Source organism: Nocardioides salsibiostraticola, from assembly GCF_054783655.1.
In genome coordinates this window covers 345300-369654 of sequence record NZ_BAAGQD010000027.1, presented here as the reverse complement: position 1 = coordinate 369654, position 24355 = coordinate 345300, and the positions used below count along the sequence as shown (strand labels likewise).

General features: G+C 68.3%; 23 protein-coding genes. 9 read left to right on the top strand and 14 right to left on the bottom strand.

From position 1 onward, the window contains the following. Positions 1–6: 6 nt before the first annotated feature. Positions 7–1422 (bottom strand): NAD(P)H-hydrate dehydratase, encoded by a 1416-nt coding sequence (locus ACYVLV_RS19420; RefSeq protein ID WP_460813046.1) that lies wholly within the window; start codon positions 1420–1422, stop codon positions 7–9. A gap of 240 nt (positions 1423–1662) precedes the next feature. On the opposite strand from ACYVLV_RS19420, the gene ACYVLV_RS19415 reads away from it, so the two are divergent. Next, a complete protein-coding gene (locus ACYVLV_RS19415; protein ID WP_460813044.1) occupies positions 1663–2589 on the top strand; it encodes a hypothetical protein in 927 nt (308 codons plus the stop codon). Positions 2590–2728: 139 nt separating this feature from the next. Here ACYVLV_RS19415 and ACYVLV_RS19410 read toward each other — a convergent pair whose 3' ends face one another. Further along, entirely contained in the window at positions 2729–3082 is a 354-nt protein-coding gene (locus ACYVLV_RS19410; protein ID WP_460813041.1) for a holo-ACP synthase, read from the bottom strand. A 7-nt stretch (positions 3083–3089) separates the two neighbouring features. Then, complete coding sequence (glmS, locus tag ACYVLV_RS19405; RefSeq protein WP_460813039.1) at positions 3090–4934, bottom strand: glutamine--fructose-6-phosphate transaminase (isomerizing); 1845 nt, start codon at positions 4932–4934, stop codon at positions 3090–3092. A 64-nt stretch (positions 4935–4998) separates the two neighbouring features. On the opposite strand from glmS, the gene coaA reads away from it, so the two are divergent. Then, positions 4999–6012 carry a type I pantothenate kinase gene (coaA, locus tag ACYVLV_RS19400; RefSeq protein ID WP_460813037.1) on the top strand — a complete coding sequence of 338 codons (1014 nt, stop codon included), beginning with the start codon at positions 4999–5001 and terminating at the stop codon, positions 6010–6012. Positions 6013–6028: 16 nt separating this feature from the next. Here the strand turns inward: coaA and ACYVLV_RS19395 are convergent, their stop codons facing one another. The 6 genes from ACYVLV_RS19395 to rplM are packed head-to-tail and all read right to left on the bottom strand — an operon-like array spanning position 6029 to position 10646. Then, complete coding sequence (locus tag ACYVLV_RS19395; RefSeq protein WP_460813034.1) at positions 6029–6832, bottom strand: ABC transporter permease; 804 nt, start codon at positions 6830–6832, stop codon at positions 6029–6031. Then, positions 6829–7743 (bottom strand): ABC transporter ATP-binding protein, encoded by a 915-nt coding sequence (locus ACYVLV_RS19390; protein ID WP_460813032.1) that lies wholly within the window; start codon positions 7741–7743, stop codon positions 6829–6831. The genes ACYVLV_RS19395 and ACYVLV_RS19390 overlap by 4 nt, the downstream gene beginning before the upstream one ends. Positions 7744–7753: 10 nt before the next feature. Continuing rightward, complete coding sequence (locus tag ACYVLV_RS19385) at positions 7754–8290, bottom strand: hypothetical protein (protein WP_460813029.1); 537 nt, start codon at positions 8288–8290, stop codon at positions 7754–7756. Then, positions 8287–9636, bottom strand: coding sequence for a phosphoglucosamine mutase (gene glmM / locus ACYVLV_RS19380; protein WP_460813026.1), 1350 nt, complete (start codon positions 9634–9636; stop codon positions 8287–8289). Before glmM ends, ACYVLV_RS19385 begins: the two co-directional genes overlap by 4 nt. 17 nt (positions 9637–9653) lie before the next feature. After that, on the bottom strand, positions 9654–10154 hold the full coding sequence (gene rpsI, locus ACYVLV_RS19375) for a 30S ribosomal protein S9 (RefSeq protein ID WP_460813023.1): 501 nt from the start codon (positions 10152–10154) through the stop codon (positions 9654–9656). Between the two features lie 48 nt (positions 10155–10202). Then, positions 10203–10646 (bottom strand): 50S ribosomal protein L13, encoded by a 444-nt coding sequence (gene rplM, locus ACYVLV_RS19370; RefSeq protein ID WP_460813021.1) that lies wholly within the window; start codon positions 10644–10646, stop codon positions 10203–10205. A 220-nt stretch (positions 10647–10866) separates the two neighbouring features. Here rplM and ACYVLV_RS19365 point away from each other — a divergent pair, with 220 nt between their 5' ends. Both ACYVLV_RS19365 and ACYVLV_RS19360 read left to right on the top strand, forming a co-directional pair. Then, positions 10867–12156 (top strand): citrate synthase, encoded by a 1290-nt coding sequence (locus tag ACYVLV_RS19365; protein ID WP_460813019.1) that lies wholly within the window; start codon positions 10867–10869, stop codon positions 12154–12156. A 112-nt stretch (positions 12157–12268) separates the two neighbouring features. Further along, positions 12269–12883, top strand: a complete 615-nt coding sequence (locus ACYVLV_RS19360; protein WP_460813016.1) for an HAD family hydrolase — start codon at positions 12269–12271, stop codon at positions 12881–12883. 15 nt (positions 12884–12898) lie between these two features. Here the strand turns inward: ACYVLV_RS19360 and ACYVLV_RS19355 are convergent, their stop codons facing one another. Both ACYVLV_RS19355 and ACYVLV_RS19350 read right to left on the bottom strand, forming a co-directional pair. Continuing rightward, positions 12899–13342: an EVE domain-containing protein gene (locus ACYVLV_RS19355; RefSeq protein ID WP_460813013.1), complete on the bottom strand. Its 444-nt coding sequence runs from the start codon at positions 13340–13342 to the stop codon at positions 12899–12901. A gap of 114 nt (positions 13343–13456) precedes the next feature. After that, positions 13457–15025 carry a long-chain-fatty-acid--CoA ligase gene (locus ACYVLV_RS19350; RefSeq protein WP_460813011.1) on the bottom strand — a complete coding sequence of 523 codons (1569 nt, stop codon included), beginning with the start codon at positions 15023–15025 and terminating at the stop codon, positions 13457–13459. Between the two features lie 109 nt (positions 15026–15134). Between ACYVLV_RS19350 and ACYVLV_RS19345 the strand changes: the two genes are divergently transcribed. Further along, entirely contained in the window at positions 15135–16535 is a 1401-nt protein-coding gene (locus ACYVLV_RS19345; protein ID WP_460813008.1) for a S1C family serine protease, read from the top strand. Between the two features lie 83 nt (positions 16536–16618). Here the strand turns inward: ACYVLV_RS19345 and ACYVLV_RS19340 are convergent, their stop codons facing one another. The 3 genes from ACYVLV_RS19340 to ACYVLV_RS19330 all read right to left on the bottom strand — a co-directional run bounded on the left by ACYVLV_RS19340 (position 16619) and on the right by ACYVLV_RS19330 (position 19585). Next, complete coding sequence (locus ACYVLV_RS19340; protein ID WP_460813006.1) at positions 16619–17512, bottom strand: hypothetical protein; 894 nt, start codon at positions 17510–17512, stop codon at positions 16619–16621. Continuing rightward, entirely contained in the window at positions 17509–17712 is a 204-nt protein-coding gene (locus ACYVLV_RS19335) for a hypothetical protein (protein ID WP_460813004.1), read from the bottom strand. Before ACYVLV_RS19335 ends, ACYVLV_RS19340 begins: the two co-directional genes overlap by 4 nt. A 178-nt stretch (positions 17713–17890) precedes the next feature. Then, the gene (locus ACYVLV_RS19330) at positions 17891–19585 is read right to left on the bottom strand and encodes an ABC-F family ATP-binding cassette domain-containing protein (protein ID WP_460813002.1); all 1695 of its coding nucleotides are present in this window, start codon (positions 19583–19585) and stop codon (positions 17891–17893) included. Between the two features lie 104 nt (positions 19586–19689). On the opposite strand from ACYVLV_RS19330, the gene ACYVLV_RS19325 reads away from it, so the two are divergent. The 4 genes from ACYVLV_RS19325 (at position 19690) to ACYVLV_RS19310 (ending at position 24339) form a co-directional block, all read left to right on the top strand. Then, positions 19690–20550: a DUF559 domain-containing protein gene (locus tag ACYVLV_RS19325; protein WP_460813000.1), complete on the top strand. Its 861-nt coding sequence runs from the start codon at positions 19690–19692 to the stop codon at positions 20548–20550. Between the two features lie 258 nt (positions 20551–20808). Beyond that, complete coding sequence (locus ACYVLV_RS19320; RefSeq protein ID WP_460812998.1) at positions 20809–21963, top strand: acyl-CoA dehydrogenase family protein; 1155 nt, start codon at positions 20809–20811, stop codon at positions 21961–21963. Positions 21964–21995: 32 nt separating this feature from the next. Further along, complete coding sequence (locus ACYVLV_RS19315) at positions 21996–23141, top strand: acyl-CoA dehydrogenase family protein (RefSeq protein WP_460812996.1); 1146 nt, start codon at positions 21996–21998, stop codon at positions 23139–23141. 238 nt (positions 23142–23379) lie between these two features. Then, on the top strand, positions 23380–24339 hold the full coding sequence (locus ACYVLV_RS19310) for a phosphatase PAP2 family protein (protein ID WP_460812993.1): 960 nt from the start codon (positions 23380–23382) through the stop codon (positions 24337–24339). Positions 24340–24355: the final 16 nt, after the last annotated feature.

Below are 24355 nucleotides of genomic sequence, written 5' to 3'. Positions count from 1 at the left end.
GTTCCCTCATCCCCCAGAGGGGAGTGCGCGGACGGCCTCCGGAAGGGCCCGCGCCACCGCCGAAGCGGTCATCGGGCCGCCGACCGAGGCGATCCTGGCCGCAGTGCCATGCAGCCAGGAGCCCACCGATGCGGCGTCGAAGGGAGTCAGACCAGCCGCCAACAGCGACCCGATCAGACCGCCCAGAACGTCACCCGCGCCGGCTGAGGCCAGCCACGCGGTCCCGGTGGTGGTTACCCGGGTCCGCCCGTCCGGGTCGGCGATCAGCGTGTGGCGACCCTTGAGCAGCACCGTGGCGTCGTACTCCAGGGCGGCCCGGCGGGCGTGCGCGAGTGGCGCTGCCTCGATCTCGGCCCGGTCGAGCGACATCATCGCCGCCAACTCACCGGCGTGGGGGGTGAGGACCGAAGGGATCCCCCACGGGCGGGGTACGGCGATCAGTGCGTCCGCGTCGATGAGGAGCGGAATCCCGTTCTCCTCCGCGTCGGCGCGAGCCGCCGCGAGATGGGCTTCGGCGTCGTTTCCGCTGCCGGAGCCGACCACCCAGGCCTGGACCCGTCCGTCGCCGACCACCTCGGGGTTCGCCTGGCGCACCCGATTGGCGACCGCCTGGTCCCCGACGTACCGCACCATGCCGCACAGTCCCGTGTTCGCTCCCGCCACGCTGAGTAGCGCCGCGCCGGGGTACGTCGCTGAGCCGGCCCGGATCCCGACGACACCGCGGGTGTACTTGTGGGCGTCGGACGCCGGGCGTGGGAGCAGCTTCGCGACGTCGTGGGGCTGCAGCGCCTCGAGGGCCGGTGTGGGCAGGTCCAGGTCGAGGTCGATCAGGTGGACTGCTCCGCAAGCGCTGGCCGCGGGGTCGATCAAGTGAGCGGCTTTGTATGTCCCGAAGGTCACGGTGAGGTCCGCGTGCACGTGGGGGCCGTCGACCTCACCGGTGTCGACGTTCACCCCCGAAGGGACGTCGACCGCCACGATCGGGATTCCGCGGACCTGCTCGAGCGCGGTGACCAGATCCTGACTCAACCCCGGCCGACCTCCGATGCCGAGGAGCCCGTCGACCACGAGATCGGGTCGTGTGCCTGAGAGCGACCGAGAGGTCGGGCTCGGACCCACGACCCGACCCCCCGCTCGTCGTAGCGCCTGCGCCCCGGCTTCGTGGATCCGTTCGCTCAATTGCCACGCCTCGACCCGGACTCCGCGCCGAGCGAGAACCGCGCCCGCGAACAGAGCGTCTCCCCCGTTGTCACCGGGTCCGACCAGCAGCAGCACCCGCTTCCCGTACGCCGTACCGAGGTAGTCCAGGACGGCGTACGCCAATCCGTGGGCCGCGCGCTGCATCAGGGCACCCTCCGGCACCTGCGCTAGCTTCTCCGCCTCCGCCGCGCGCACCTGCGCCACCGTGTGTGCTCGGATCATGACCCCAAGGTATGCCCCTCGTGTCCCTCACTTCCTGACTAGGGTTGTGTGCCTGAGACCCACCCATGAGTCGTTGACAGGCACACGACCCGCCTAGCCGGTGATACGACGGCGGCCCAGCCGGGGTTGTGTGCCTGAGACCCATCCATCGGTCGTTGACAGACACACGACCCGGTCCGGCGAGCGGGCCTGTGGAGAGACGGATGCAGCAATTCGTTCAAAGGGGCACGCTTTCTCGACATGAACTCGGTGCTTCAGCGGCTCGTCTCATCCCAGGACGGGATGGTGGCCAGGCGACAACTCACTGCTCATGGCGTGGGATGGGATCACGTGCACCACCAGGTGGTCGCCGACCGATGGGTGATTCGGAGTCCGCGCGTCATCAGCACCTTCACAGGTACGCCGACCACCAACCAACTGCGTTGGCTAGCGGTGCTGCACGCTGGCCCCAGAAGCATGCTCGGAGGATTGACCGCCGCAGCCCAGCACGGACTCGAGGGCTGGGAACGCGCCACGGTCACGGTGCTGGTGGACGACGAATTGAGTTTCGAGCCGGTTGAAGGAGTCCACTTCTTCCGTTCGAGGCGGCCCTTCGACCTCATGATCAGCCCAAAGGCGGGGATCCCACGGTGCCGGCTGGAGCCTGCGCTGCTTCTCTGGGCCGGGTACGACGCCGTGCCTCGCGCCGCTCATGGCGTCCTGGCGGCCTCGATCCAGCAACGGCTCACGACACCGGAGCGCATGGTCGACTGGGTCGATCGTCTACGGCCTCTTCGTCGGGCCAAACCCTTCAAAGCCACGCTGAGCGACATCGCCGGTGGCAGCCATTCCGGAGCCGAACTCGACATCGCCCGCATGTGTCGCCGATTCCGGATGCCTCAACCGTCCCGTCAGGTGGCACGCACAGACCGGCTGGGCCGTCGTCGTTGGACCGATGCGGAATGGGATCTCCCGGATGGGTCCGTGCTGGTGCTCGAGGTGGATGGGTCTTTCCACACCGAGGTTCTCCAGTGGCACGACGACTTACGGCGTACGCGACAGTTGGTCACCCCGCGCCGCCTCGTGGTGCGCTGCAGTGCCTACGAGATACGACACGAAACCGTGCAGGTCGCACTGGACCTCATGCACCTCGGCGTCCCGGGTCGTGTGCCTGGGACCGCCGCATAGGTCGTTCTTAGGCACACGACCCGTCGGGACCCGATCGCTGGCACCGCCGGCGCATGGGTCGTGTGCCTCACATCGGCGCCCAGGGAGTCCTCAGGCACACGACCCAACACGCGAAACTCTGAGACACACGAGAGCCCGACTAGGACTCAGCCACCACGATCGCGGTGGCGATCCCGGCGTCGTGGGACAGCGAGACGTGCACCGAGGCCACTCCGAGCGCTTCGGCACGCGCGGCCACGGTGCCGGTGAGGATGAGTCGGGGTTGGCCGGACTCCTCACACACCACCTCGGCGTCGTGCCACGACAGGCCACCGGGTGCCCCGAGGGCCTTGGCCACCGCCTCCTTGGCCGCGAATCGTGCGGCCAGCGAGTGCATCGGCAGGATCGCCTCGGCCGGAGTGAAGAGCCTCCGACTGAGTTCGGGGGTGCGTTCCAAGGACTCGGCAAACCGGACGATGCCCACGACGTCGACGCCGACGCCGATCAACGCCACAGCGAGATCACTCCACCGTGACGGACTTGGCGAGGTTGCGCGGCTGGTCGACGTCGTGACCCATCGCCGTGGCCAACTCGCAGGCGAACAACTGCAACGGAACCGTGGCGACCAGCGGCTGGAGGAGCACCGGCACCTGGGGCAGACGGATCAGCGTGTCGGCGTACGGCGTGATGGTCTCGTCGCCCTCCTCGGCCAAGCAGATCGTGACCGCGCCGCGGGCCCGCACCTCCTGGATGCCGCTGAGCATCTTCTCGTGCAGTTGGTCGCGTCCGCGGGGTGGCACCACGCACATCACCGGGAGGCCCGGCTCGATCAGTGCGATCGGGCCGTGCTTCAACTCTCCGGCGGCGAAGCCCTCGGCGTGGATGTAGGCGAGCTCCTTGAGCTTGAGGGCTCCCTCCATCGCGACCGGGTACCCCGCATGGCGTCCCAAGAACAGCACCGACCTGGTCTCGACGTGCGCGTGCGCCAAGGCATAGATCTCCTCGGCCCGCCCGAGCAGGGTCTCGATGTGCGCCGGGATCTCCTCCAGCTGCTCCATGACCTCGTCGATCTCGTCGCCGAAGCGGGTCCCCTTGACCTGTGCGAAGTAGAGCGCGAGCAGGTAGCAGGCGATCAACTGGGTCAAGAACCCCTTGGTCGAGGCCACCCCGATCTCGGGGCCCGCGTGGGTGTAGATCACCGCGTCGGACTCACGGGGGATCGTGGAGCCGTTGGTGTTGCAGATCGCGAGGACCTTGGACTGCTGGGTCTTCGCGTGCCGGATCGCCTGGAGGGTGTCGGCGGTCTCCCCGGACTGGCTGATCGCGACGACCAGGGTGTCCTGGTTCAGGATCGGATCGCGGTAGCGGAACTCCGAGGCGAGCTCGACCTCGCACGGGATGCGCGTCCAGTGCTCGATGGCGTACTTCGCCACCATGCCGGCGTAGAACGAGGTCCCGCAGGCGATGATGATGACCTTGCTGATGTCGCGGATCTCCTCGCTCGACAGACGCATCTCGTCGAGCTGCAACTTGCCCTCGGGAGTACGCCGACCCAGCAGCGAGTCCGCGACGGCCTTCGGCTGCTCGAAGATCTCCTTGCGCATGAACCAGTCGTGACCGTCCTTCTCGGCGGCCGAGAGATCCCAGTCGACGTAGTAGGGCTTGCCCTCGGCCGGAGTCCCGTCGAAGCCCATGATGCTCACGGCGTCCCGGGTGATCGTGACGACCTGGTCCTGCCCGAGCTCCACGGCGTTGCGGGTGTGCTCGATGAACGCGGCGACGTCGGAGCCGAGGAAGTTCTCGCCCTCGCCGACGCCAACGACCAGCGGGGAGTTCCGGCGCGCGGCCACGACCCGGTCGGGGTCCTGACCGTCGATGGCCACCAGGGTGAACGCCCCTTCCAAACGGTTGGCCGCCCGACGCATCGCCTCGGTCAGACCGCAGCCGGAGGCCAGTTCGATCTCGACGAGGTGGGAGGCCACCTCGGTGTCGGTCTCGGAGAGCAGGGTGTGTCCTGCCTCCTCGAGTTCGGCGCGCAGAACGGCGAAGTTCTCGATGATGCCGTTGTGCACCAACGCGACCCGCTGTTCGCGACCGAGGTGCGGGTGCGCGTTGGCGTCCGTCGGCGGTCCGTGGGTCGCCCAACGGGTGTGCCCGATGCCCACCGGCGACTCGGGCAGGGGCCGCTCCGCGAGTGACTTCTCGAGGTTGGCCAACTTGCCGGCGCGCTTGTCTGAGGCGATCTTCCCCTCATCGATCAGCGCGACCCCGGCGGAGTCGTATCCGCGATACTCCAGGCGCCGCAACCCCTCGATCACCACGTGTTGCGCCTGCTGATGACCGACATAACCCACGATTCCACACATGGGGACACCATAACGGTGGGACGGCCTACCTCCACGTCAGCGCGGTGCTGCCACAATCGTCGGCATGTCTGCCGACGTGGGTCGCGTGCCCCAGGGATCCATCGGATCCAACGGGTCCGCGGAACCCCTGGACAACGGTCGGGAGTCCTCTCCCTACATCGAGCTCGATCGCTCCGCCTGGGCCGCTCTGGCCACGGAAACAGAGATCCCGTTGGCCACCGAGGAGATCGACAACCTCCGCGGGCTGGGCGACTCCCTCGATCTCGATGAGGTCGAGCAGGTCTACCTGCCGCTGTCCCGACTGCTCAGCCTGTACGTCGAGTCCGCCGGCCGCATGCACCGCAAGCAGGAGTCCTTCCTGCACCGCCGCACCCCGCCGCGCACCCCCTTCGTGATCGGTCTGGCCGGATCGGTCGCGGTCGGCAAGTCCACCACCGCCCGGGTGCTGCAGCAGATGTTGGCGCATTGGCCCGAACACCCCAACGTCGCGCTGATCACGACCGACGGCTTCCTCTACCCCAACGCCGAACTCGAGCGCCGCGGGATCCTGCACCGCAAGGGTTTCCCGGAGTCCTACGACCGGCGAGCCCTCCTGCGCTTCGTGGTGGACATCAAGTCCGGCAAGGAGGAGGTCGAGGCGCCGACGTACTCCCACCTCGTCTATGACGTGGTGCCCGGCGAGAAAGTGACCATCCGCAGTCCCGACATCGTCATCATCGAGGGCCTCAACGTCCTTCAACCCGCACGGGTCCACGAGGACGGGCGCGCCGGTCTGACCCTGAGCGACTTCTTCGACTTCTCCGTGTTCGTCGACGCCGGCACCACCCACATCCGCAAGTGGTACGTCGAACGTTTCCTGCACCTGCGGGAGACCGCGTTCCGTGACCCGGAGTCCTACTTCGCGAAGTACGCCACGCTGTCGCACGAGGAGGCGGTGGCCGAGGCGCAACGCATCTGGGACGAGATCAACGGACCCAACCTGACCCAGAACGTCCTGCCCACCCGGTCGCGAGCGACCCTGGTGCTGCGCAAGGACGCCGACCACTCGGTGCGTTACGTGCGGCTGCGCAAGCTCTAGTTGAGTCCCGGTCGGTTCAGGTGATGTCGCGCCGCAGGGTGGTGACCCGCCCGATGGTCGCGAACACCACGACGTAGCCCAGCAACACCGCTGCCCCGCCGCCCCTGGACAGCAGATCGGTGGCTCCCATGGAGGAGAAGAAGCTCGCTCCGATGACCGCGTCGGCGGCGGCGCCGGGGAGGAAGGCGGACACGCCGGAGAGCCCGTCCACGGCGGCCAGGCCGATCCGGGCGATGGGTTCGACGAACTGGGTGAAGGCCAGGATGATCACGATGGCCGCCACCTGATTGGTCACCATCGAACCGAAGGCCGCCCCGATGACCGCCCAGATCGCGATCACGAGGACCCCGAGGCCCAGGAGGGTCAGGATCTCGCCGTTGCCCAGGAAGGCTCCGTCGCCCTGGATGGCCAGGATCGGCGCACCCCCGAGGACCACGGCCAGGACCGCGACGACGCCGTACACCAGCCCGATGGGCACGGTGGCGATGAGTTTCGCTGTGAGCAGCACGCCTCGTCGTGGTTCGACCAGCAGGGACTGCGTGATGGTCTGGTGTCGGAACTCGGTCGTGACCGCGAGGCTGCCGATCACCAACGGGAACACGTAGCCGATCGAGTTCACCAGGGAGAACACCGCCGTCGCGGCGTCCACCCCGCGCGCCGGCTCGATTCCCGCACCGAAGCCGGTGTCGGTTGTGGCGGTCACGGAGAAGGCGATGACGGCGGCGATGAACGCCAAATAGGCCGCCATCACCACCAGCAGGATCCACCACAACCGGGTGGTGATGAGCTTGCGGTACTCCGCCACCAGGGCCGACCTCATCGCTCCCCCTTCGTCGCCTGGGAGATCAGTCTCAAGAAGACCTCCTCCAGGTCGGTCCCGCGGGGGCTGAGTTGGTGCAGTTCCAGCCCCACGTCGTACGCCGCTGCGCCGGCCTGGGCAGCGCTCACGCCAGCGATCACGGTCCCGTGGCCCTCTGGACTCCCCCGCCAACCCCGGGCGGTCAGGAGACGGTCCAGGCCCTCGTGGTCGGGGCTCTCGAGATAGGCGCCGGGTTCGGCGAGCGCCGCGAGACCCTCCAGTGCCGAGGCATGCACCAGTCGGCCACCGGCGATGATCACCACGTCGTCGACGGTGCTCTGCACCTCGCCCAGGACGTGGCTGGAGACCAGAACGGTGCGGCCCTCGGCGGCGAAGCGGCGCAGAAGGCCCCGCAGCCACACGATGCCCTCGGGGTCCAGTCCGTTCGCCGGCTCGTCGAGCACCAGAATCGGCGGATCGGCCAACAGAGCGGTGGCCAGACCCAGACGCTGCCGCATGCCCATGGAGTAGGTCCCGACCCGACGAACACCGAACTCCGTGAGGCCCACCAGGTCCAACACCTCGCGGCAGCGCGCTCGGTCGACGCCGATCTGGGGTGCGAAGACCTCCAGATGGGCCAGGCCGCTGCGGCCGGGGTGGAAGCTCGAGGCCTCCAGAGCGGAGCCCACCACTCGACCGGGCCGGGGGTGGTCGGCGTACGGCCGGTCACCGACCAGCGCGCGCCCCGAGGTGGGCGCGGTGAGCCCCAGCAGCATCCGCAACGTCGTGGTCTTACCCGACCCGTTGGGTCCCAGGAAACCGGTGACCGCGCCGCGGCGTACCGTGAAACTGAGGTCGTCGACGGCCCGCACCGGACCGAACTGCTTGCTCAACCCCTCGATGGTGATCGCGGGATGAGCGGTGCCGGTCATGCTAGCCAGCCTACGAAACGTAGTCCGTGGCCATCGAGCGGGCCGCACTCTCCAGTTCGGTCAGGTCGACCTGGGCGACCACTCCACCCCTGTCGTTGGCGTCCACGATCAGGCGGCGGCCGTCGACATTGACCACGACGCGTGCGTGACGGGTGTTGGCGATCGTCCCGGTCAACAACCAAGCCGGCGAGCCGGGGGCCAGGTTGATACGAGTGCGGGTCAGGCCCGGGTAGTCCGAACGCCGCCCGGTCTGGGCGAAAGAATCGACATCGGAGGTGAAGCCCCACTCGATGATCATGCCGAGCTCGTCGAAGGCCGTTTGGCAGTCCGTCAGCGATCCCTGGATCACGGCCGGGCCCAGTTCCTGCGGGCGACCGGTCCACGCGGTGAGTTCCGCGGCGGTCACCTCTTCGCACAGGGTGCCCTCGACGTCGGTCGTACCGGCACCATCCTGCACGGTGACGGTGCGTGGCGAGGTGTCTGCGGCGCAGCCGCTGAGCAGCAGGACCCCGAGGAGGCCAGCGACGCCCGCTGATCGCGCGTTCAACGCAGCGCGAGCCGTTCGCGTACGACGACCGCGAGCCGTTCGGCCACGTCACCGGCCAACTCCGCGGTCGGAGCCTCGACCATCACCCGGACCAGCGGTTCGGTGCCCGAGGGGCGCAGCAGGATCCGGCCGGTGCCGGCCAGGCCCGCTTCCTCCTCCGCCAGGGTGGCGGCCAGGACCGGGTCCTCGTCGGCCCGGGACTTGTCCACGTTGGGCACGTTGACCAGGACCTGGGGCAGACGGGTGACGACGGAGGCGAGTTCGGCCAGGGTCGAGCCGGTCTGAGCCATCCGGTCCAGGACGTGCAGGGAGGTGAGTACGCCGTCCCCGGTGGTCGCGTGCTCGCTCATGATCACGTGACCGGACTGCTCACCACCGAGGCTGTAGCCGGAGTGCCGCATCGCTTCCAGGACGTAACGGTCACCGACCTTGGTCTGGCGCACCCCGAGGCCGGCCTTCTGCATGGCCTGCACGAAACCGAGGTTGCTCATCACCGTCACCACGACCGTGTCCTTGGCGAGGGTGCCCGCCTGCGCCATGGAGATCGCCAGGATGGCGAGGATCTGGTCGCCGTCCACGATCTCGCCGGCCGCGTCCACGGCCAGGCACCGGTCGGCGTCGCCGTCCAAGGCGAAACCGGCGTCAGCCTGGTGCTCGAGCACGGCCTGCCGCAGCGAGGTGAGGTCGGTGGAGCCACAGCGCTCGTTGATGTTCAGCCCGTCGGGCTGGTCGTGGATGGCGATCACGTCGGCCCCGGCCTGCCGCAGAGCGGCCGGTCCTGCCATAGCGGCGGCACCCTCGGCGCAGTCGACGACGACCTTGAGGCCCACCAGGGGTCGGCTCACGGTGAGGGCCAGGTGGTCGGCGTACCGCACCACGGCGTCGTCGTAGGTGCTGACCCGCCCGACGGCGCCGCCGGTGGGTGGGGTCCAGTCCTCGTGGAGACGTCCCTCGATCTCGATCTCGAGTTCGTCGTTCAGCTTCACGCCGCCGCGGGCCAGGAACTTGATGCCGTTGTCGGGCATCGCGTTGTGCGAGGCCGACAGCATCACGCCGAGGTCGGCGCCCAGGACGTCGGTGAGGTAGGCGACTCCGGGGGTGGGCAGAACCCCCAGGAGCATGACGTCGACACCGGCCGAGGCCAGACCTGCGACGACAGCGGCCTCGAGGAACTGACCCGAGATGCGGGTGTCCCGGCCAACGACCGCGAGGGGTCGGTGGCCGGTGAACTCACCGTGTTCGGCGAGGACCCTGGCGGCGGCAACAGAAAGGTCCAGGGCCAGCGAAGCGGTGAGATCACCGTTCGCGAGTCCCCGGACCCCGTCTGTGCCGAAGAGGCGAGCCACAGGTGGCTACCTTCGACCTATCGCTTGCTGAACTGAGGCGCCTTGCGGGCCTTCTTGAGACCAGCCTTCTTGCGCTCGATGACGCGGGCGTCACGCGTGAGCAGACCGGCCTTCTTGAGCGTGGCGCGGTTGGCGTCGAGGTCGATCTCGTTGAGGCAGCGGGCCACGCCGAGACGCAGGGCGCCGGCCTGACCGGTGATGCCGCCACCGTGGATGCGGGCGATGACGTCGAAGCGACCCTCGAGCTGCAGGGCGCTGAACGGCTCGTTCACGACCTGCTGGTGCAGCTTGTTCGGGAAGTAGGAGTCCAGGGCGCGGCCGTTGACGGTCCACACTCCGGTGCCGGGGACGATGCGAACACGGGCCACGGCCTCCTTGCGACGTCCGGTCGCGGCGGCCGGGGCGATGGTCGCCGGACGCTCGGGGGCGTCAGCCGACGCCGCGGACTCCGAGCTGTAGGCAACGCCCTGCTCGTCGGTCTGGTAGGTCTCCTCGACCTCGGTGCTGCTCTCCGACACGGTGATCCTTAACTCTGGTGCTCTGGAATGGTCTGAACGGTGGGGGTACTACTGAGAGATCTGGGTGATCTCGTACGGCTTGGCCTGCTGCGCCTCGTGCGGGTGCGTCGGGCCGGAGTACACCTTGAGCTTGCTCAGCTGGGCGCGGCTCAACTTGTTCTTGGGGAGCATGCCCCACACCGCGTTCTCGACGGCCTTGCGGGCGTCCTTCTCGAGGATCTCGCCGATCGGGGTGGCGGTCAGACCGCCGGGGAAACCGGAGTGGCGGTAGGTCATCTTCGTCGTGCGCTTGGTGCCGGACAGGGCCACCTTCTCCGCGTTGACGACGACGACGAAGTCACCCATGTCCATGTGCGGGGCGTAGGTGGCCTTGTGCTTGCCACGCAGGAGCTTGGCAACCTGGACGGCGAGGTGGCCGAGGACGATGTCTTCGGCGTCGATGACATGCCACTCACGCTTGATGTCAGCGGGCTTCGGGCTAAACGTGCGCACGGTAGAGGCCTTACGTCGGTCGGGGCATGGATGAGAATGGTGCTGCTTGATCGTGTTGTCGGCCGCGCTCACAGGGCATCCGGCCGGAGTGGAACTTGGCGCGGACGACCGGGGCAGGTCGCGACCGCACGAGTTTAGGTCGCTGCGGACGGCTGGGTCAAAACGACCAGTCAAGCGGGCCAACTTCCCCCACTCTAGGTGATCGGACTAAGTTGGGCCCGTGACTGATTCCCTCACCGTTCGCGACAACCGTACCGGGTCCGAATACGACCTGCCCATCACAGACGGTGCCATCAAGGGCGCCGACCTGGGGAAGATCAAGACTTCCGAGGACGAACCGGGTCTGGCGGTCTACGACCCTGGCTTCGTCAACACCGCCTCGTGCCGCAGCGCGGTGACGTTCATCGACGGCGAGAAGGGGATCTTGGAGTACCGCGGGTACCCCATCGAGCAGTTGGCGGAGAAGTCCAACTTCCTCGAGGTGGCCTACCTGTTGGTGCACGGCGACCTGCCCACCAAGGAGCAGTACGACACCTGGTCCCACGAGATCACCTACCACACGTTCGTCCACGAGAACGTCAAGTCGTTCATGGAGGGCTTCCGCTACGACGCCCACCCGATGGGCATGTTGATGGCCTCGGTCGGGGCGCTCTCTACGTTCTACCCCGACGCCAGCCAGATCCAGGACGCCGACAACCGGCACATGCAGATCGTCCGGATGATCGCCAAGATGCCGACCCTGGGTGCCTGGTCCTTCCGTCACGCGCAGGGCAAGCCGTTCATCTACCCCGACAACGATCTGAGCTACACCGCCAACTTCCTGTCGATGCTGTTCAAGATGAGCGAGCGCCGCTACGACGCCGACCCGCGTCTGGTCAAGGCCCTCGACATCCTGTTCATCCTGCACGCCGACCACGAGCAGAACTGCTCGACCAACGCGGTCCGCTCGGTGGGTTCCTCGCAGGTCGACCCCTACTCCGCGGTCTCCGCCGGAGTCGGAGCCCTTTACGGCCCGCTGCACGGTGGCGCCAACGAGGCGGTGCTGCGGATGCTGCGCCGCATCGGTTCGGTGGAGAACATCCCCGCCTTCATCAAGGGCGTCAAGGACGGCAACGAACGACTGATGGGCTTCGGTCACCGGGTCTACAAGAACCACGACCCGCGCGCCACCATCATCAAGAAGGCCTGCGACGACGTCTTCGAGGTCACCGGGGTCAACCCGCTCCTGGCCATCGCCAAGGAACTGGAGAAGATCGCGCTGGAGGATGACTACTTCATCTCCCGCAAGCTCTACCCCAACGTCGACTTCTACTCCGGCCTCATCTACGAGGCCTTCCAGTTCCCGCCCGAGATGTTCACCGTTCTGTTCGCCATCGGCCGGACGCCCGGCTGGCTGGCCCAGTGGGATGAGCTCGTGCAGGACAAGGAGCAGCGCATCGCTCGCCCCAAGCAGGTCTACACCGGTGAGCGTCAGCTGACCTTCGTGCCCGCCTCCGAGCGTTGGGCCTGACGCGCCAGTTTCACCGGCCGGCCGGTGAAACTCATGCTTGGACGATGAAACTTTCTCGTCCAAGCATGAGTTTCGTCGTCCAAGGTTGGCCCGTATTCCAAGGTTGGCCCGTATGACGCCCCCGCGCGGGATCGTGTGGGATCTGGGCAACGTCCTCATCGACTGGCAGCCGCACGCCGCGATCGCGGCGGGGGTGGGCGCCGAGGAGGCCAACCGCTTCCTGGGCGCCGAGGACTTCGACTTCATGGGCTACAACCACGGCCCCGACGGGGGTATGACGTGGGCCGAGGCGGAAGCCGCCGTGGCGGACAGCCATCCCCACTGGCTATCCCACGCGCGCGCCTACCGCGAGCACTTCCCCCGGTCGCTGGTCGGCGAGGTCCCAGGATCGGTCGACATACTCCGGGCCCTGCACGCCGCCGACGTCCCCATGTGGGGTCTGACGAACTGGTCCCACGAGCTCTACCCGAACGCCCCCGCGATGTTCGACTTCCTGGGGCTCCTCCAGGGTGTGGTCGTCTCCGGCACCGAAGGCATCGCCAAGCCGGATCCCCGGATCTTCGAACTCACCGCAGCTCGAGCCGGCCACTCCCCCGAGTACCTCATCTTCATCGACGACCGGGCCGACAACGTCGTGGCTTCCTGCGCGGTCGGGATGGACGGGATCCGCTTCACCGACGCCGCCCAGTTGCGGCGGGATCTCCGCGACCGCGGGCTCCCCGCCTGACCCCCTCCAGTCCGCCTACTCCACGACAGCGTCCCGCATCGCTCCCGCGACGACCCCGAAGTCACCGGACACCACCTCGAAGAGCCCGCGCCGGAACGGGAACCCCCAGCGCTTCTCGTCGGTGATGAAACCCAGCGCCCCCAACAACGGGCGGATCGGCGCGCGGCCAACCTCCTCGAACACCACCCGCCGTCGCCACGGGTGGAAGTCAGGTCCCATCTCCACCTGGTAGGCCTCGTCGTCATCGATCGTCCCCAACGCGGTGAAGCACTGGAGCGGGCGACCGGCCGCCAGCGACAGACGCGGGGAGTAGAAGGCGATCGCGTCACCACGGGACAGCCGGGACAGGCGGGTGCTGCGACCGTGGTCGGCCTGGGTGAACCCACCCTCCACTCCGGTCAGGACGTGATCGAGGCTGACCGTGTTGATCCAGTAGCGGGGTGCGCCGTCGTCGTTCATGCGACCAACCTCGCACCACCCACCGACACCCCAACCGAGCGCGAGTCGGCGCTACTTGTAAAAGAGGCGCCGAGTGCCCGTTCGAGCGTCAACTTGCGCCGACTCACGGAGAGATCAGTTGACCGAGCGGTCCCGACCCTCCCAGTACGGCGCCCGCAGGTCCCGCTTGAGGATCTTCCCGGTCGGGTTGCGAGGCAGCGGGCCCATGATGGCCACGGACTTGGGGCACTTGAAGGCGGCGAGGTGCTCGCGGCAGTAGGCGATGATCTCGGCCTCGGTGGCCGACTGGCCCTCGTTGAGGGAGACCACCGCCTTGACCGTCTCGCCCCAGGTGTCGTCGGGGATCCCGATGACGGCGCACTCCATGACGGCGGGGTGTTCGGCCAGGACGCGTTCGACCTCGGGTGAGTAGATGTTCTCCCCACCGGAGATGATCATGTCCTTGATCCGGTCCTCGACGAACACGAAGCCGTCGGCGTCGACCTTGCCCATGTCGCCGGTGCGGAACCACCCGTCTTCGGTGATGACCTCCGCGGTCGCCTCGGGCTTGTTGAGGAAGCCCTTCATCAACTGCTTGGTCTTCAACCAGATCTCGCCGTGCTCCCCCACCGGCATCTCCGCCAGCGTCTCAGGGTCCATGATCCGCACCTCGGTGCCCGGGATCGGGGTCCCCGCCGAGACCAGGCGTTCGGGGTGCGCGGCGTCGCGGTGCGCCTCGGGCATCAGGTGCGTCACGACACCGGCGACCTCGGTGAGCCCGTAGACCTGGATGAAGTCGGTGTCGGGCCAGGCCTCCATCGCGGCGCGCAGCAGCGGCGGCGGCATCGGGGCCGCGCCGTAGGTGTAGGTCTTCAGAGCAGCGAAGAGCTTCACCGCCTCGGGACCGGCCTGCAGCACCTGAGCGAGTACGGCGGGCACCAGGAACGTGCGGTTGGCACCGTTGAGGATCGCCCCGGCCAGGGAGGCGCCGTCGGGCTCACGCGTCATCACGCTCGGGACCCCGTCGTGGATCCCGAACAGGACGTAGGAGGACCCGCCCACATGGAACAGCGGCATCGCGACCATCGACTTGTCCCCGGGCTCGAAACTCCAGCCCTCGTGGGCATTCAGCGTGTGCTCGATCATGTTGGTGTGCGTGAGCATGACGCCCTTGGGTCGCCCGGTGGTGCCGGAGGAGTACAGCACCAGGCAGACGTCCTCGGGGTCGACGTCGTCGGGCCGGCTGATGGGCGTCTGCTCGGCCAGCCAGGACTCATAGGCGTCGTTCTCCCCGTCCGGGGTGACCTCGATGATGCGCTCGACGCTGGTCAGACGGTCCTTCAGCTTCTCGATCGTCGGCATCAGTTCGGTGCCGACGAACAGCACCCTCGCGCCAGAGTCGTTGACGGCGTAATCCACCTCGTCCCCGGCCAACCGCCAGTTGATGACCGCGTTGGCCGCACCCAGCGAGGCCGCGCCGAGGCTCGTCTCGACGCACGCCGGGTGGTTCTTGTCGAGGAAGGCCACCACGTCACCCCGACCGATGCCGTGGGCCTGGAGCCCGCCGGCGTTGCGGCGTACCCGTTCATCCCACTGCGCCCAGGTGAAGGTGCGCGGGCCGTAGGTGATCGCCTCTGCCTCGGGGGTCTGCTGGGCCCAGTGGGCGATCAGGTCATCGACGAATTGCGGTGTGGGTGCACTCATGGGGGCATCCTGCCGGACCGGGGGTGACCTGGGCCACAGGGTGGGCATTCTTTGGGGACACCAAGTGGAGTCTCAGGTTAGTCACAGACTGACCCGACACAGTGGGGCTATGAACAACGACAGCACCTTCCCCCCCGCCGAGGGCGACCCGCAGGACCGCCCGTTCGACGGACCGACAGGCGGATCGACCGGGGGGCCCTTCGACAGCACCCAGGCGCTGCCTGGTCTGCCTGCTGACGCCGTCGAGGAGACGCGGTCCTTCGACCGCGACCAGATGGCCCCGCCTCCGCCGTACGCCGGTGGATTCGGCAGCCCCCTCGGCCCTCCCCCGGCTGCCCCACCGGTCTCCCCGGCGGCTCAGGGGTACCCGGACCCCAAGCCCGCCGGCCGCGGTCGGGTCGGCTTCGCCGCCGCGGTGATCGCGGCCTCCCTGTTCGTGGGTGGTGGTGCGGGGATCGGTGGCGCCGCGGCGTACTCCGCACTGAACGACGACAACGCCTCGAGCGGCAGCAACTCCTCGGTCAGTACGTCGCAGGTCACCTCGACCTCCGCCGAACCGCTGGTCGACGGCAGCGTCGCCTCGGTGGCCTCCGCTGTGCTGCCCTCCGTGGTGAAGCTCGACGTCTCCGGTCAGGGCGAGCAGGGCTCCGGCTCGGGCATCATCCTGTCCTCGGACGGGGAGATCCTGACCAACAACCACGTCGCCGAGGTCGCCGAGAACGGCGGCACGATCACGGTCTCGTTCAACGACGGCACCAAGGCCGCCGCAGAGATCATCGGGCTCGACCCGCTCACCGACACCGCGCTGATCAAGGCCCAGGGCGTCAGTGGGCTCACGCCCATCGGACTCGGTGAGTCCAAGTCCCTCAACGTCGGGCAGAACGTGGTGGCCATCGGCTCCCCGTTCGGCCTCGACGCCACCGTCACCAGCGGCATCGTCAGCGCTTTGAACCGGCCCGTCGACGTCGGCAGCGACGGGAACGGCAACTCCACGACGTACCCCGCGATCCAGACCGACGCGGCGATCAACCCGGGCAACAGCGGCGGACCGCTGGTTGACCTGAACGGCAACCTGGTCGGCATCAACTCCTCCATCCGCAGCACCAGCAGCGGTCTGAGCGCGGAGTCGGGCTCCATCGGACTGGGCTTCGCCATCCCGATCGACGAGGTCCTTCCGATCGTCGAGCAGATGCGGTCCGGCGAGACCCCCACCCACGCCCGGTTGGGAATCTCGGTCGGCAACGTCGACAACCCGACCGGCGCCGAGGTGACCGAGGGTGCGCTGGTGCGGGAGATCACCGCCGGCTCGGCCGCCGCCGACGCCGGCCTCGAAGCCGACGACGTGGTCACCGGGATCGACGATCTTCCGATCACCAGCTCGAGCTCTCTGGTCGCCACCATCCGGGCCTACCGGCCCGGCGACGAGGTGACCGTGACCTACGAACGCAACGGCGAGTCGCAGAGCACCACGCTCACGCTGGGCAGCGACGCGGACAGCACGACTTCCTGATCCGGTCCTGCTGAACGCCCGACCGATGGCCCCGTCTCTCACGCAGAGGCGGGGCCCTGGTCGTGTATGGCGCGGTTGGTTGCCTACTGGTTGGTGGCGGAGAGTGATGCCAGGACCGACTCGAGCCCGGGGCTGTCCTGCAGCAGGGGCAGCATCGCCTCGACGTCCCGGGGAGACGCCACCTCGACGGCCACGTTGATCAGGCGCGGCGGCACCGCACCGGCCAGGCCGGCCACGGCGACGTACTCCCCGCGGGCGAACAGTTCTCGGACGGCGCCCGACACCGCCTCGTCCGAGAGGCCCTCGAGGATCGGCTGCAGGGGCTGGAGGTCCATCGCGATCGCCAGATCGGCCAGTTGTGCCGCGCTGAGACCAGCGACGAGGCCGTCGACCTTCTCGGGAGAGAGTCGCGGAAGAACCTCATCCAGGGCCGGCCCCCACTCGAGCAGGGGCAACACCTCGACGAGGTCGGCCGAGCTGGCCTGGTCCAACACCGCGAGCAGGGCGTCCGGGGTGACGGCGCGGGCGAACTCTGCCATCGCTTCGTACTCGCCCCGGTCGAACAGGACCCTGGCCACCTCCCCGATGCGCTCGGCCGGGATCTCGTGGATGACCGGGCGGGCCCCCACCGGATCCAGGGCGATAGCGAGGTCGGCCAGATAGTCCAACGAGATCCGCGAGACCAGGTCGCGCGCCTTGGCGGAAGGCAACTGCTCGGCCACTCGCGCGCCGAGGAACGGGGGCAGGAACTTCTCGGCCAGCTTGGCGGCCAAGGGCGAGGGCATGGTCCGGGTCAGGTTGGCCACGCGTGCGTAGGCCTGCTTCCCCTGCCCGTAGAGCGCGTGGTTGACCTGGTCGTAGAGCGCGCGCAGGTCGGCGTCGGGGACGTCGTCGAGCCCGACGAGCTCACTGACGTCGACCTCCAGGGCGCGGGCCAGTCGGCTCAGCGCGGGCCGGCATCGCACGGTGCTGGTCATCCGCGGATCGCCTTGCGTACGACGCCCCGCACCGGCAGCGGAACGCCCTTGAGCGCCTTGTCCACCGCGACCCCGGTCCGCTCGATCTGACGTCGACGCGCGTCCCGGATCTGCTCGGCCAAGCGGTCCTGTACGTCGACCGGTAGCGCCGCGACGCTGGGGGGCGGCGTACTTCTGAGGACCTTCTCCAGCGAGGACATGGGAGCCTTTCGTCACGGACCTGGGGCGAGGAGGATCGTGACACCTGCGACACGGTGACACAAGTACTTTCGCGAATGTCGTGGCCCGGACCCGATCGGGTCGTGTGCCTGAGAACAGGCTACTGAGCGGTCGGGAACCCACGACCCGGATCACCGACCGGACGCAGTCCCAGCTCGCTCAGCGCGCCCGCTGCACGCGCCCCTCGTCCCAGACGGCTCCGTCGGATTCGTAGACCTCACCGCTCGCGCCGTACACCAGGAACCGGTCGAAGCCGCGGGCGAACCAGCGGTCGTGGGTGACGGCCAGGACGGTGCCGTCGAAGGACTCCAACCCCTGCTCGAGCGCCTCGGCGGACTGGACGTCCAAGTTGTCGGTGGGCTCGTCGAGCAACAGCAGGGTGGCCCCGGACAGTTCCAGCAGCAGGATCTGGAACCGCGCCTGTTGACCACCGCTGAGGCTCTCGAACTTCTGCTCCGAGGCGTAGGCCAACTCATAGCGGTCCAGCACCCGGGCCGCGGCCTCGCGGCCCATTCCGCCACGGCCACCATCCCGGCCGTCGCCCCGGTGCAGGATCTCGGTGAGGGTGCGACCCATCAGCTCGGGGTGCTCGTGGGTCTGGACGAACCATCCTGGGCGCACCCGGGCACCGAGCTTCGCGCGACCGGTGTGATCGACCGGATCGACCGGGTGGTCGTCGACGGGCCGGTGTTCGACGTCGGGGTCGGATCCGCCGGCGGCGAGCAGCCGCAGGAAGTGGGACTTGCCCGAGCCGTTGGAACCCAGGACGGCCACGCGTTCGCCGTACCAGACCTCGAGGTCGAAGGGCTTCATCAGACCGCGCAGTTCGAGGTCGGTGCAGACCACGGCGCGCTTGCCGGTGCGACCGCCCGTGAGGCGCATGGTGACCTGCTGCTCGCGGGGCTGCTCGGTCGGCGGGCCGATCTCGAGGAACTTCCGCAACCGGGTCTGGGCCGCGCGGTACTGACTGGCCATCCCGTCGTTGAACTCCGACTTGATCTTGTAGTGCAGGACCAGCTTCTTGAGCTTCTCGTGCTCCTCGTCCCAGCGCTTGCGCAGCTCCTCGAAGCGGGCGAAGCGATCCGCGCGGGCCTGGTGGTAGCTGGTGAATCCCCCCACGTGGGTCCACGCGGAGTTGCCGGCGGCGCTCAGCTCCACGGTCACCACGCGCGTCGCGGTGTTGTCGAGTAGTTCGCGGTCGTGGCTGATGAACAGGATGGTCTTGTCGGAGGCGGAGATCTTCTGCTCGAGCCAGATCTTGCCCGGTACGTCGAGGAAGTTGTCCGGTTCGTCGAGCAGAAGGACCTCGTCGGGTCCGGCGAGGAGGTACTCCAGCACCAGGCGTTTCTGCTCGCCGCCGGAGAGCGTGGACAGCGCGCGGTACTTCGCCTTGTCGTAGGGCAAGGCGAGCGCGGCGGTGCAGCAGACGTCCCAGGTGACCTCGACGTCGTACCCGCCCGCGTCAGCGAACTCGCTCAGCGCGGTGGCGTAGGCCATCTGGGTCTTCTCGTCGTCGGACTCCATCAGCGCGAGCTCGAGTCGGTCGACCTCGGCCTGAGCGCTTCTGACCCGTGGGGGCGCAACGGTGAGGAGGAGATCGGCGACCGTCGGGGCCTCACCGAGTCCGGCGCCGACCATCTGGCGCATGATGCCCAGTCCCCCGGTGCGGGTGACCGCTCCGGCGTGCGGGATGAGCTCGCCGGTGATGATCCGCAGCAGCGTGGTCTTGCCCGCGCCGTTGGCCCCGACCAACGCGACCTTGGCGCCCTCCCCCACCCGGAAGGAGACCTCGTCGAGGAGCACCCGCCCGTCGGGTAGCTCGTAACGCACCGCACTGACTTCGACATGTCCCACGTGGGGTGATTGTGCGGCATCGGGTGGGGTCCGCGCATCCGGGTTTGGTTGCAGCCTGTGGATAGCCGGATGCGCTGACCTCGTCGCCGGGGCATCCTCGGCCCATGGAGGCAGCGGAGGCTCTCCGCCGACTGGGTGGACTCGGGACGACCGGTCAGGTCACGGGGCTGACGTCGAAGGCGAAGCTGCGGGCCGGCGTACGACGTGGCGCCGTACGGCGGTTGGCTCGCGGTCGCTACGGCCTGACCGACGCCGATCGACACCGCCAAGCGGCATCCGAGATCACGGGCGTGCTGTCCCACCTCAGTGCGGCGCAGCATTGGGGCTGGCCTGTGGCGTGGCCACCGGACCGGGCCTGGGTGATCGTGCCGCGCAACCGGAAGGTCGCGACAACCCTGCGCTTGCGCGTCGCCGTCAGCCACGCCGACCTCAGCGAGGACGAGATCCTCGACGGGGTGACCACTCCCCTGCGGACGGTCCTCGACTGCGCCCGGAAGTTGCCCTTCGGTGAGGCCCTGGCGGTGGCGGACTCCGCGCTGCGGTGCGGAGCGATTAGCACCGAGGGGTTAAGGGCAGCGGCAGCCGCCTCGCGGGGCCCCGGGTCCGAGCAGGTACGTCGGGTCGCCGCGGCTGCGGACGGGCGCTCCGCCAATCCGTTCGAGTCGATGCTGCGGGCGCTCGCGCTCGACGTACCCGGCTTATGCGTGGAGCCTCAGCTCCCGGTCCGCACCGGGCACGGGCTTTTCCACCCGGATCTCGTCGACGCCGACCGTCGGATCATCATCGAGGCGGACTCCTGGACCTGGCACACCGACCAACAGGCCCACGGCCGCGACTGCGTCCGCTATTCGGCGATGGCCATCGCAGGCTGGCTGGTCCTGCGATTCAACTGGGAGCAGGTCATGCTTTCGCCGGCCCACGTGCTGCGGACCTTGCGGGCCGCCGCCAAGAGCCGGGTGGCATGACCGTCAAACGTGCAATGGACGTGATCGGCAGTCGGAAACAGTGGAACCACGTCGCGGGGACCGCCCATTGCACGTTTGACGGGTCCTTCTCTACCCCTGCCTGGCGTTCGTTCCTGCTGCAGGCCCCTTCCGAGGCTTCGAGGTTCCTCACTGCGCTGGTCACACCTCCACCACCTCAGTGGCGCTGCTCACCAGCCACAGGACATGATGGTGACAGCGACACTGACACGATCCGGCCCGACCGAGAGGCTCACCAGCATGCAACTCGCCCTGTCCCCCGAAGACGAGAAGTTCCGCGAAGAGATGCGGACGTTCTTCACCACCGAGGTCCCCCAGGAGATCCGCGACGACGTGATTGCCGGACGTGAGCTCTCCAAGGAGCAGATCGTCCAGAGCATGCGCATCCTCAACGACGCCGGTCTCGCTGTCCCGCACTGGCCCGAGGAGTACGGCGGCCGCAACTGGTCTGAGCTCCAGCGTCACCTGTGGAACGAAGAGATGCAGATGGCCGGCGTGCCCCTGCCGCTCGCCTTCAACGCCTCCATGATCGGACCGGTCATCGCCGAGTTCGGAACCAAGGAGCAGAAGGACAAGTTCCTCCCCAAGACCGCGAGCCTCGAGATCTGGTGGAGCCAGGGCTTCTCCGAGCCCGACGCCGGATCCGACCTGGCCAGCCTGCGCTGCAGCGCGGTCAAGGACGGCGAGGAGTGGGTGGTCAACGGACAGAAGACCTGGACCACCCTGGGCCAGTACGGCGACTGGATCTTCAACCTGGTCCGCACCGACCCCGACGTGAAGAAGCAGGCCGGCATCTCGATGCTCCTCATCGACATGAAGAGCCCCGGTCTGGAGGTCCGCCCGATCCAGCTCGTCGACGGTTCCTACGAGGTCAACGAGGTCTGGTTCGACGACGTCCGCGTTCCCGCCGAGAACCTGGTCGGCGAGCTCAACGGTGGCTGGACGATCGCGAAGTTCCTGCTCGGCAACGAGCGCGTCGGCGTGGCGCCGGTCGGCACCATCAAGCGCAACCTGGCCCAGGCCAAGGAGCTCGCGGGCGACCAACTCGCCAACGACCCGCTTCTGCGGGCCCGCATCGTCGAGCTCGAGAACGAACTGCTCGCCCTCGAGCTCACCGCGTTGCGCGTGGTCGCCCACTCCGACGGTGGCGAGCCGCACCCGGCCTCGTCGGTGCTGAAGGTCAAGGGCACCGAAATTCAGCAGGCCGTCAGCGAGTTGATGGTCGACATCGCTGGGCCGGCCGCGGCCGCCTCCGGCGCCGGGGACGACTCGGAGCTCTCCGAGTGGGCCCGCCTGTCGACTCCCAACTACCTGAACCTGCGCAAGGCCTCCATCTACGGCGGCTCCAACGAGATCCAGCGGCAGATCATCTCCCGCGCGATCCTCGGCCTCTGACGCACCCGACCAGAACAAGAACGGACACTGAGATGGACTTCAGCTACGACGACGAGCAGGACGCACTGCGCGAGGCTGTGCGCGGCCTGGTCGGCAAGACCTACAGCGACTTCGAGACCCGTCGGCAGACCGCCAACGAGGACCCCGGCTTCGACGAGAAGATGTGGACCCGGATGGCTGAGATGGGCCTGCTCGGGCTCCCCTTCGCCGAGGAGGACGGCGGTGTCGGTGCCGGCCCCGTCGAGATCGGCATCGTGTGCCAGGAACTCGGCCGCGTCATCGCCCCCGAGCCCTTCCTGACCTCCGTGGTCCTGGCCGGCGGCCTGGTCTCCGCGGTCGGTACGCCGGAGCAGCGGGCCGACGTCCTCGGCGCGCTGTCGGAGGGGCAGAGCGTGCTCGCCTTCGCCCATGACGAGCCTGGCAGCCGGTGGAGCCCCAGCGCCACCGGGGTCACCGCCGCGCAGGACGGCGACGCCTGGACCCTGTCCGGGACCAAGGAGCCGGTCGCCCACGGCGCCCGCGCCAACCACCTGGTGGTCTCCGCGGCCCTGCCCGACGGGGGCACCGGCCTGTTCCTCGTGGCCGGGGATGCCGACGGCGTGACCCGCACCGGCTACCCCACCATCGACGGCGGCCGGGCGGCCAAGATCGTCCTGGACGGGGCCACCGCGACCCCGCTGGGCGAGTCCGCCGCCGACGTCACGACCTCCATCGCCTCGGTCATGGACATCACCCGCGTGATGGCCGGCAACCAGGCCCTCGGCGCGATGCAGACCCTGCTCGCCGCGACGGTGGACTACCTCAAGAGCCGCAAGCAGTTCGGCGTCACCCTCAACACCTTCCAGGCGTTGAACTTCCGGGCCGCCGACATGTACACCTCCCAGGAGCTCACCCAGAGCATCGTCGACTGGGCCACCATGGTGGTGGCCGGCGGTGACGCCGAGCGCCTGACCGAGGCCGCCTCACGGGTCGCCCTGCAGGTCAGCCGCGGCGGACGCCACGTGGGCCAGGAGGCCATCCAGTTGCACGGCGGGATCGCCATCACGATGGAGTACAACGTCGGCATGTTCGTCGCGCACCTGACGGTGCTCGACCACCTCCTCGGTGACGGCAACCACGCCGTGCGCCACCTCTCCGAGGGCGTCGCTGCACACGGGGCGCTGGATCCACTGAAGTAGAGCCACCCACGCTGGTTGCGAGGCCCGCTATCGGCCTGAGCCATCCGCTGGTTGAGGTGCGAAGGCCGTCAAGGCCTGAGCCTCGAAACCAAGGAACCGATCTCGGGAACCTCTCCGAGATCGGTTCCTTGGTTTCGAGGCTCGCTGCGCTCGCACCTCAACCCGCGTACAGGCCGCCCTGCGCTCGCACCTCAACCGGCGTACGGCGTCGGAGCGCAGCGCGCCTAGACTCCGGTCCATGGCGGCCGTGACGAACGAGGCGCAAACCGCCCCCGTCCGTCCCCCGTTGGCGCCGGCCAACCGTCCGTTGCGATTCGTCGCGATGGCGACGTACGCCGTGCTCCTGGTGCTGTGGAGCAAGTTCCTCGGTCTGCCCAACGACACCGTCCAGATCTTCATCTGGTTGTGGTTCGCGACCATCGCCTGGAACGTCCACGCACCGTGGCGCTACCACCTGGCCTTCCTGCGCGACTGGTGGTTGCCGGTCGCCGGGTTGGTCGTCTACTTCTTCTCACGCGGACTGACCGACGAACTCGGCGTACCCGTCTCGTTCCAGTTGCCCATCGACCTCGACCGGTGGCTCGGTGGTGGGATCATCCCGACCGAGCGACTCCAGGAACTCTGGTGCGGCGATCCGTGCCTGAAGAGCAGCGAACCGCGGTGGTACGACGTCCTGTTCACCACCGTCTACTCCACCCACTTCATGACCGGGCTGACCATCGCCGCCGTACTCTGGCTGCGCAACCGCGCCGAGTGGGTCATGTGGATGCGCCGCTACCTGGCCATCAACCTCTCCGCGCTGGTCGTCTTCCTCGTCTACCCCATGGCACCGCCGTGGTTGGCGGCCAAGGAGGGATTCCTGCCCGACGACGTCGTGCGCATCACCAGCCGCGGTTGGGCCGACATCGGTCTGGGCCGCTTCGACCTCGTCCTCCAAGGGGTCGGCAACCCGGTCGCGGCGATGCCGTCGCTGCACACCGGCACCGCGGTCCTGATCGCGATCTACGGCATCGCCCGTCTGCGCACTCCGTGGCGTTGGCTGCTGGTGATCTACCCGACCCTAATGTGCATCACGCTGGTCTACTACGGCGAGCACTACGTGGTGGACCTGGTTGCCGGAGGCCTCTTGGCGCTGGGCGTGCACCTCGCCAGCAACCGCTGGGAGCGTCGGTCGACTCCGGCTCCCACGCGCGTCTGACGCTGACGCCAAGGAC

What these genes read in the sequence shown, in the direction of transcription:
- ACYVLV_RS19420 (WP_460813046.1), bottom strand. Translation starts at nt 1,422, where the DNA reads ATGATCCGAGCACACACGGTGGCGCAGGTGCGCGCGGCGGAGGCGGAG.
- ACYVLV_RS19415 (WP_460813044.1), top strand. Translation starts at nt 1,663, where the DNA reads ATGAACTCGGTGCTTCAGCGGCTCGTCTCATCCCAGGACGGGATGGTG.
- glmS (WP_460813039.1), bottom strand. Translation starts at nt 4,934, where the DNA reads ATGTGTGGAATCGTGGGTTATGTCGGTCATCAGCAGGCGCAACACGTG.
- coaA (WP_460813037.1), top strand. Translation starts at nt 4,999, where the DNA reads ATGTCTGCCGACGTGGGTCGCGTGCCCCAGGGATCCATCGGATCCAAC.
- ACYVLV_RS19395 (WP_460813034.1), bottom strand. Translation starts at nt 6,832, where the DNA reads ATGAGGTCGGCCCTGGTGGCGGAGTACCGCAAGCTCATCACCACCCGG.
- ACYVLV_RS19390 (WP_460813032.1), bottom strand. Translation starts at nt 7,743, where the DNA reads ATGACCGGCACCGCTCATCCCGCGATCACCATCGAGGGGTTGAGCAAG.
- ACYVLV_RS19360 (WP_460813016.1), top strand. Translation starts at nt 12,269, where the DNA reads ATGACGCCCCCGCGCGGGATCGTGTGGGATCTGGGCAACGTCCTCATC.
- ACYVLV_RS19355 (WP_460813013.1), bottom strand. Translation starts at nt 13,342, where the DNA reads ATGAACGACGACGGCGCACCCCGCTACTGGATCAACACGGTCAGCCTC.
- ACYVLV_RS19350 (WP_460813011.1), bottom strand. Translation starts at nt 15,025, where the DNA reads ATGAGTGCACCCACACCGCAATTCGTCGATGACCTGATCGCCCACTGG.
- ACYVLV_RS19345 (WP_460813008.1), top strand. Translation starts at nt 15,135, where the DNA reads ATGAACAACGACAGCACCTTCCCCCCCGCCGAGGGCGACCCGCAGGAC.
- ACYVLV_RS19340 (WP_460813006.1), bottom strand. Translation starts at nt 17,512, where the DNA reads ATGACCAGCACCGTGCGATGCCGGCCCGCGCTGAGCCGACTGGCCCGC.
- ACYVLV_RS19335 (WP_460813004.1), bottom strand. Translation starts at nt 17,712, where the DNA reads ATGTCCTCGCTGGAGAAGGTCCTCAGAAGTACGCCGCCCCCCAGCGTC.
- ACYVLV_RS19325 (WP_460813000.1), top strand. Translation starts at nt 19,690, where the DNA reads ATGGAGGCAGCGGAGGCTCTCCGCCGACTGGGTGGACTCGGGACGACC.
- ACYVLV_RS19320 (WP_460812998.1), top strand. Translation starts at nt 20,809, where the DNA reads ATGCAACTCGCCCTGTCCCCCGAAGACGAGAAGTTCCGCGAAGAGATG.
- ACYVLV_RS19315 (WP_460812996.1), top strand. Translation starts at nt 21,996, where the DNA reads ATGGACTTCAGCTACGACGACGAGCAGGACGCACTGCGCGAGGCTGTG.
- ACYVLV_RS19310 (WP_460812993.1), top strand. Translation starts at nt 23,380, where the DNA reads ATGGCGGCCGTGACGAACGAGGCGCAAACCGCCCCCGTCCGTCCCCCG.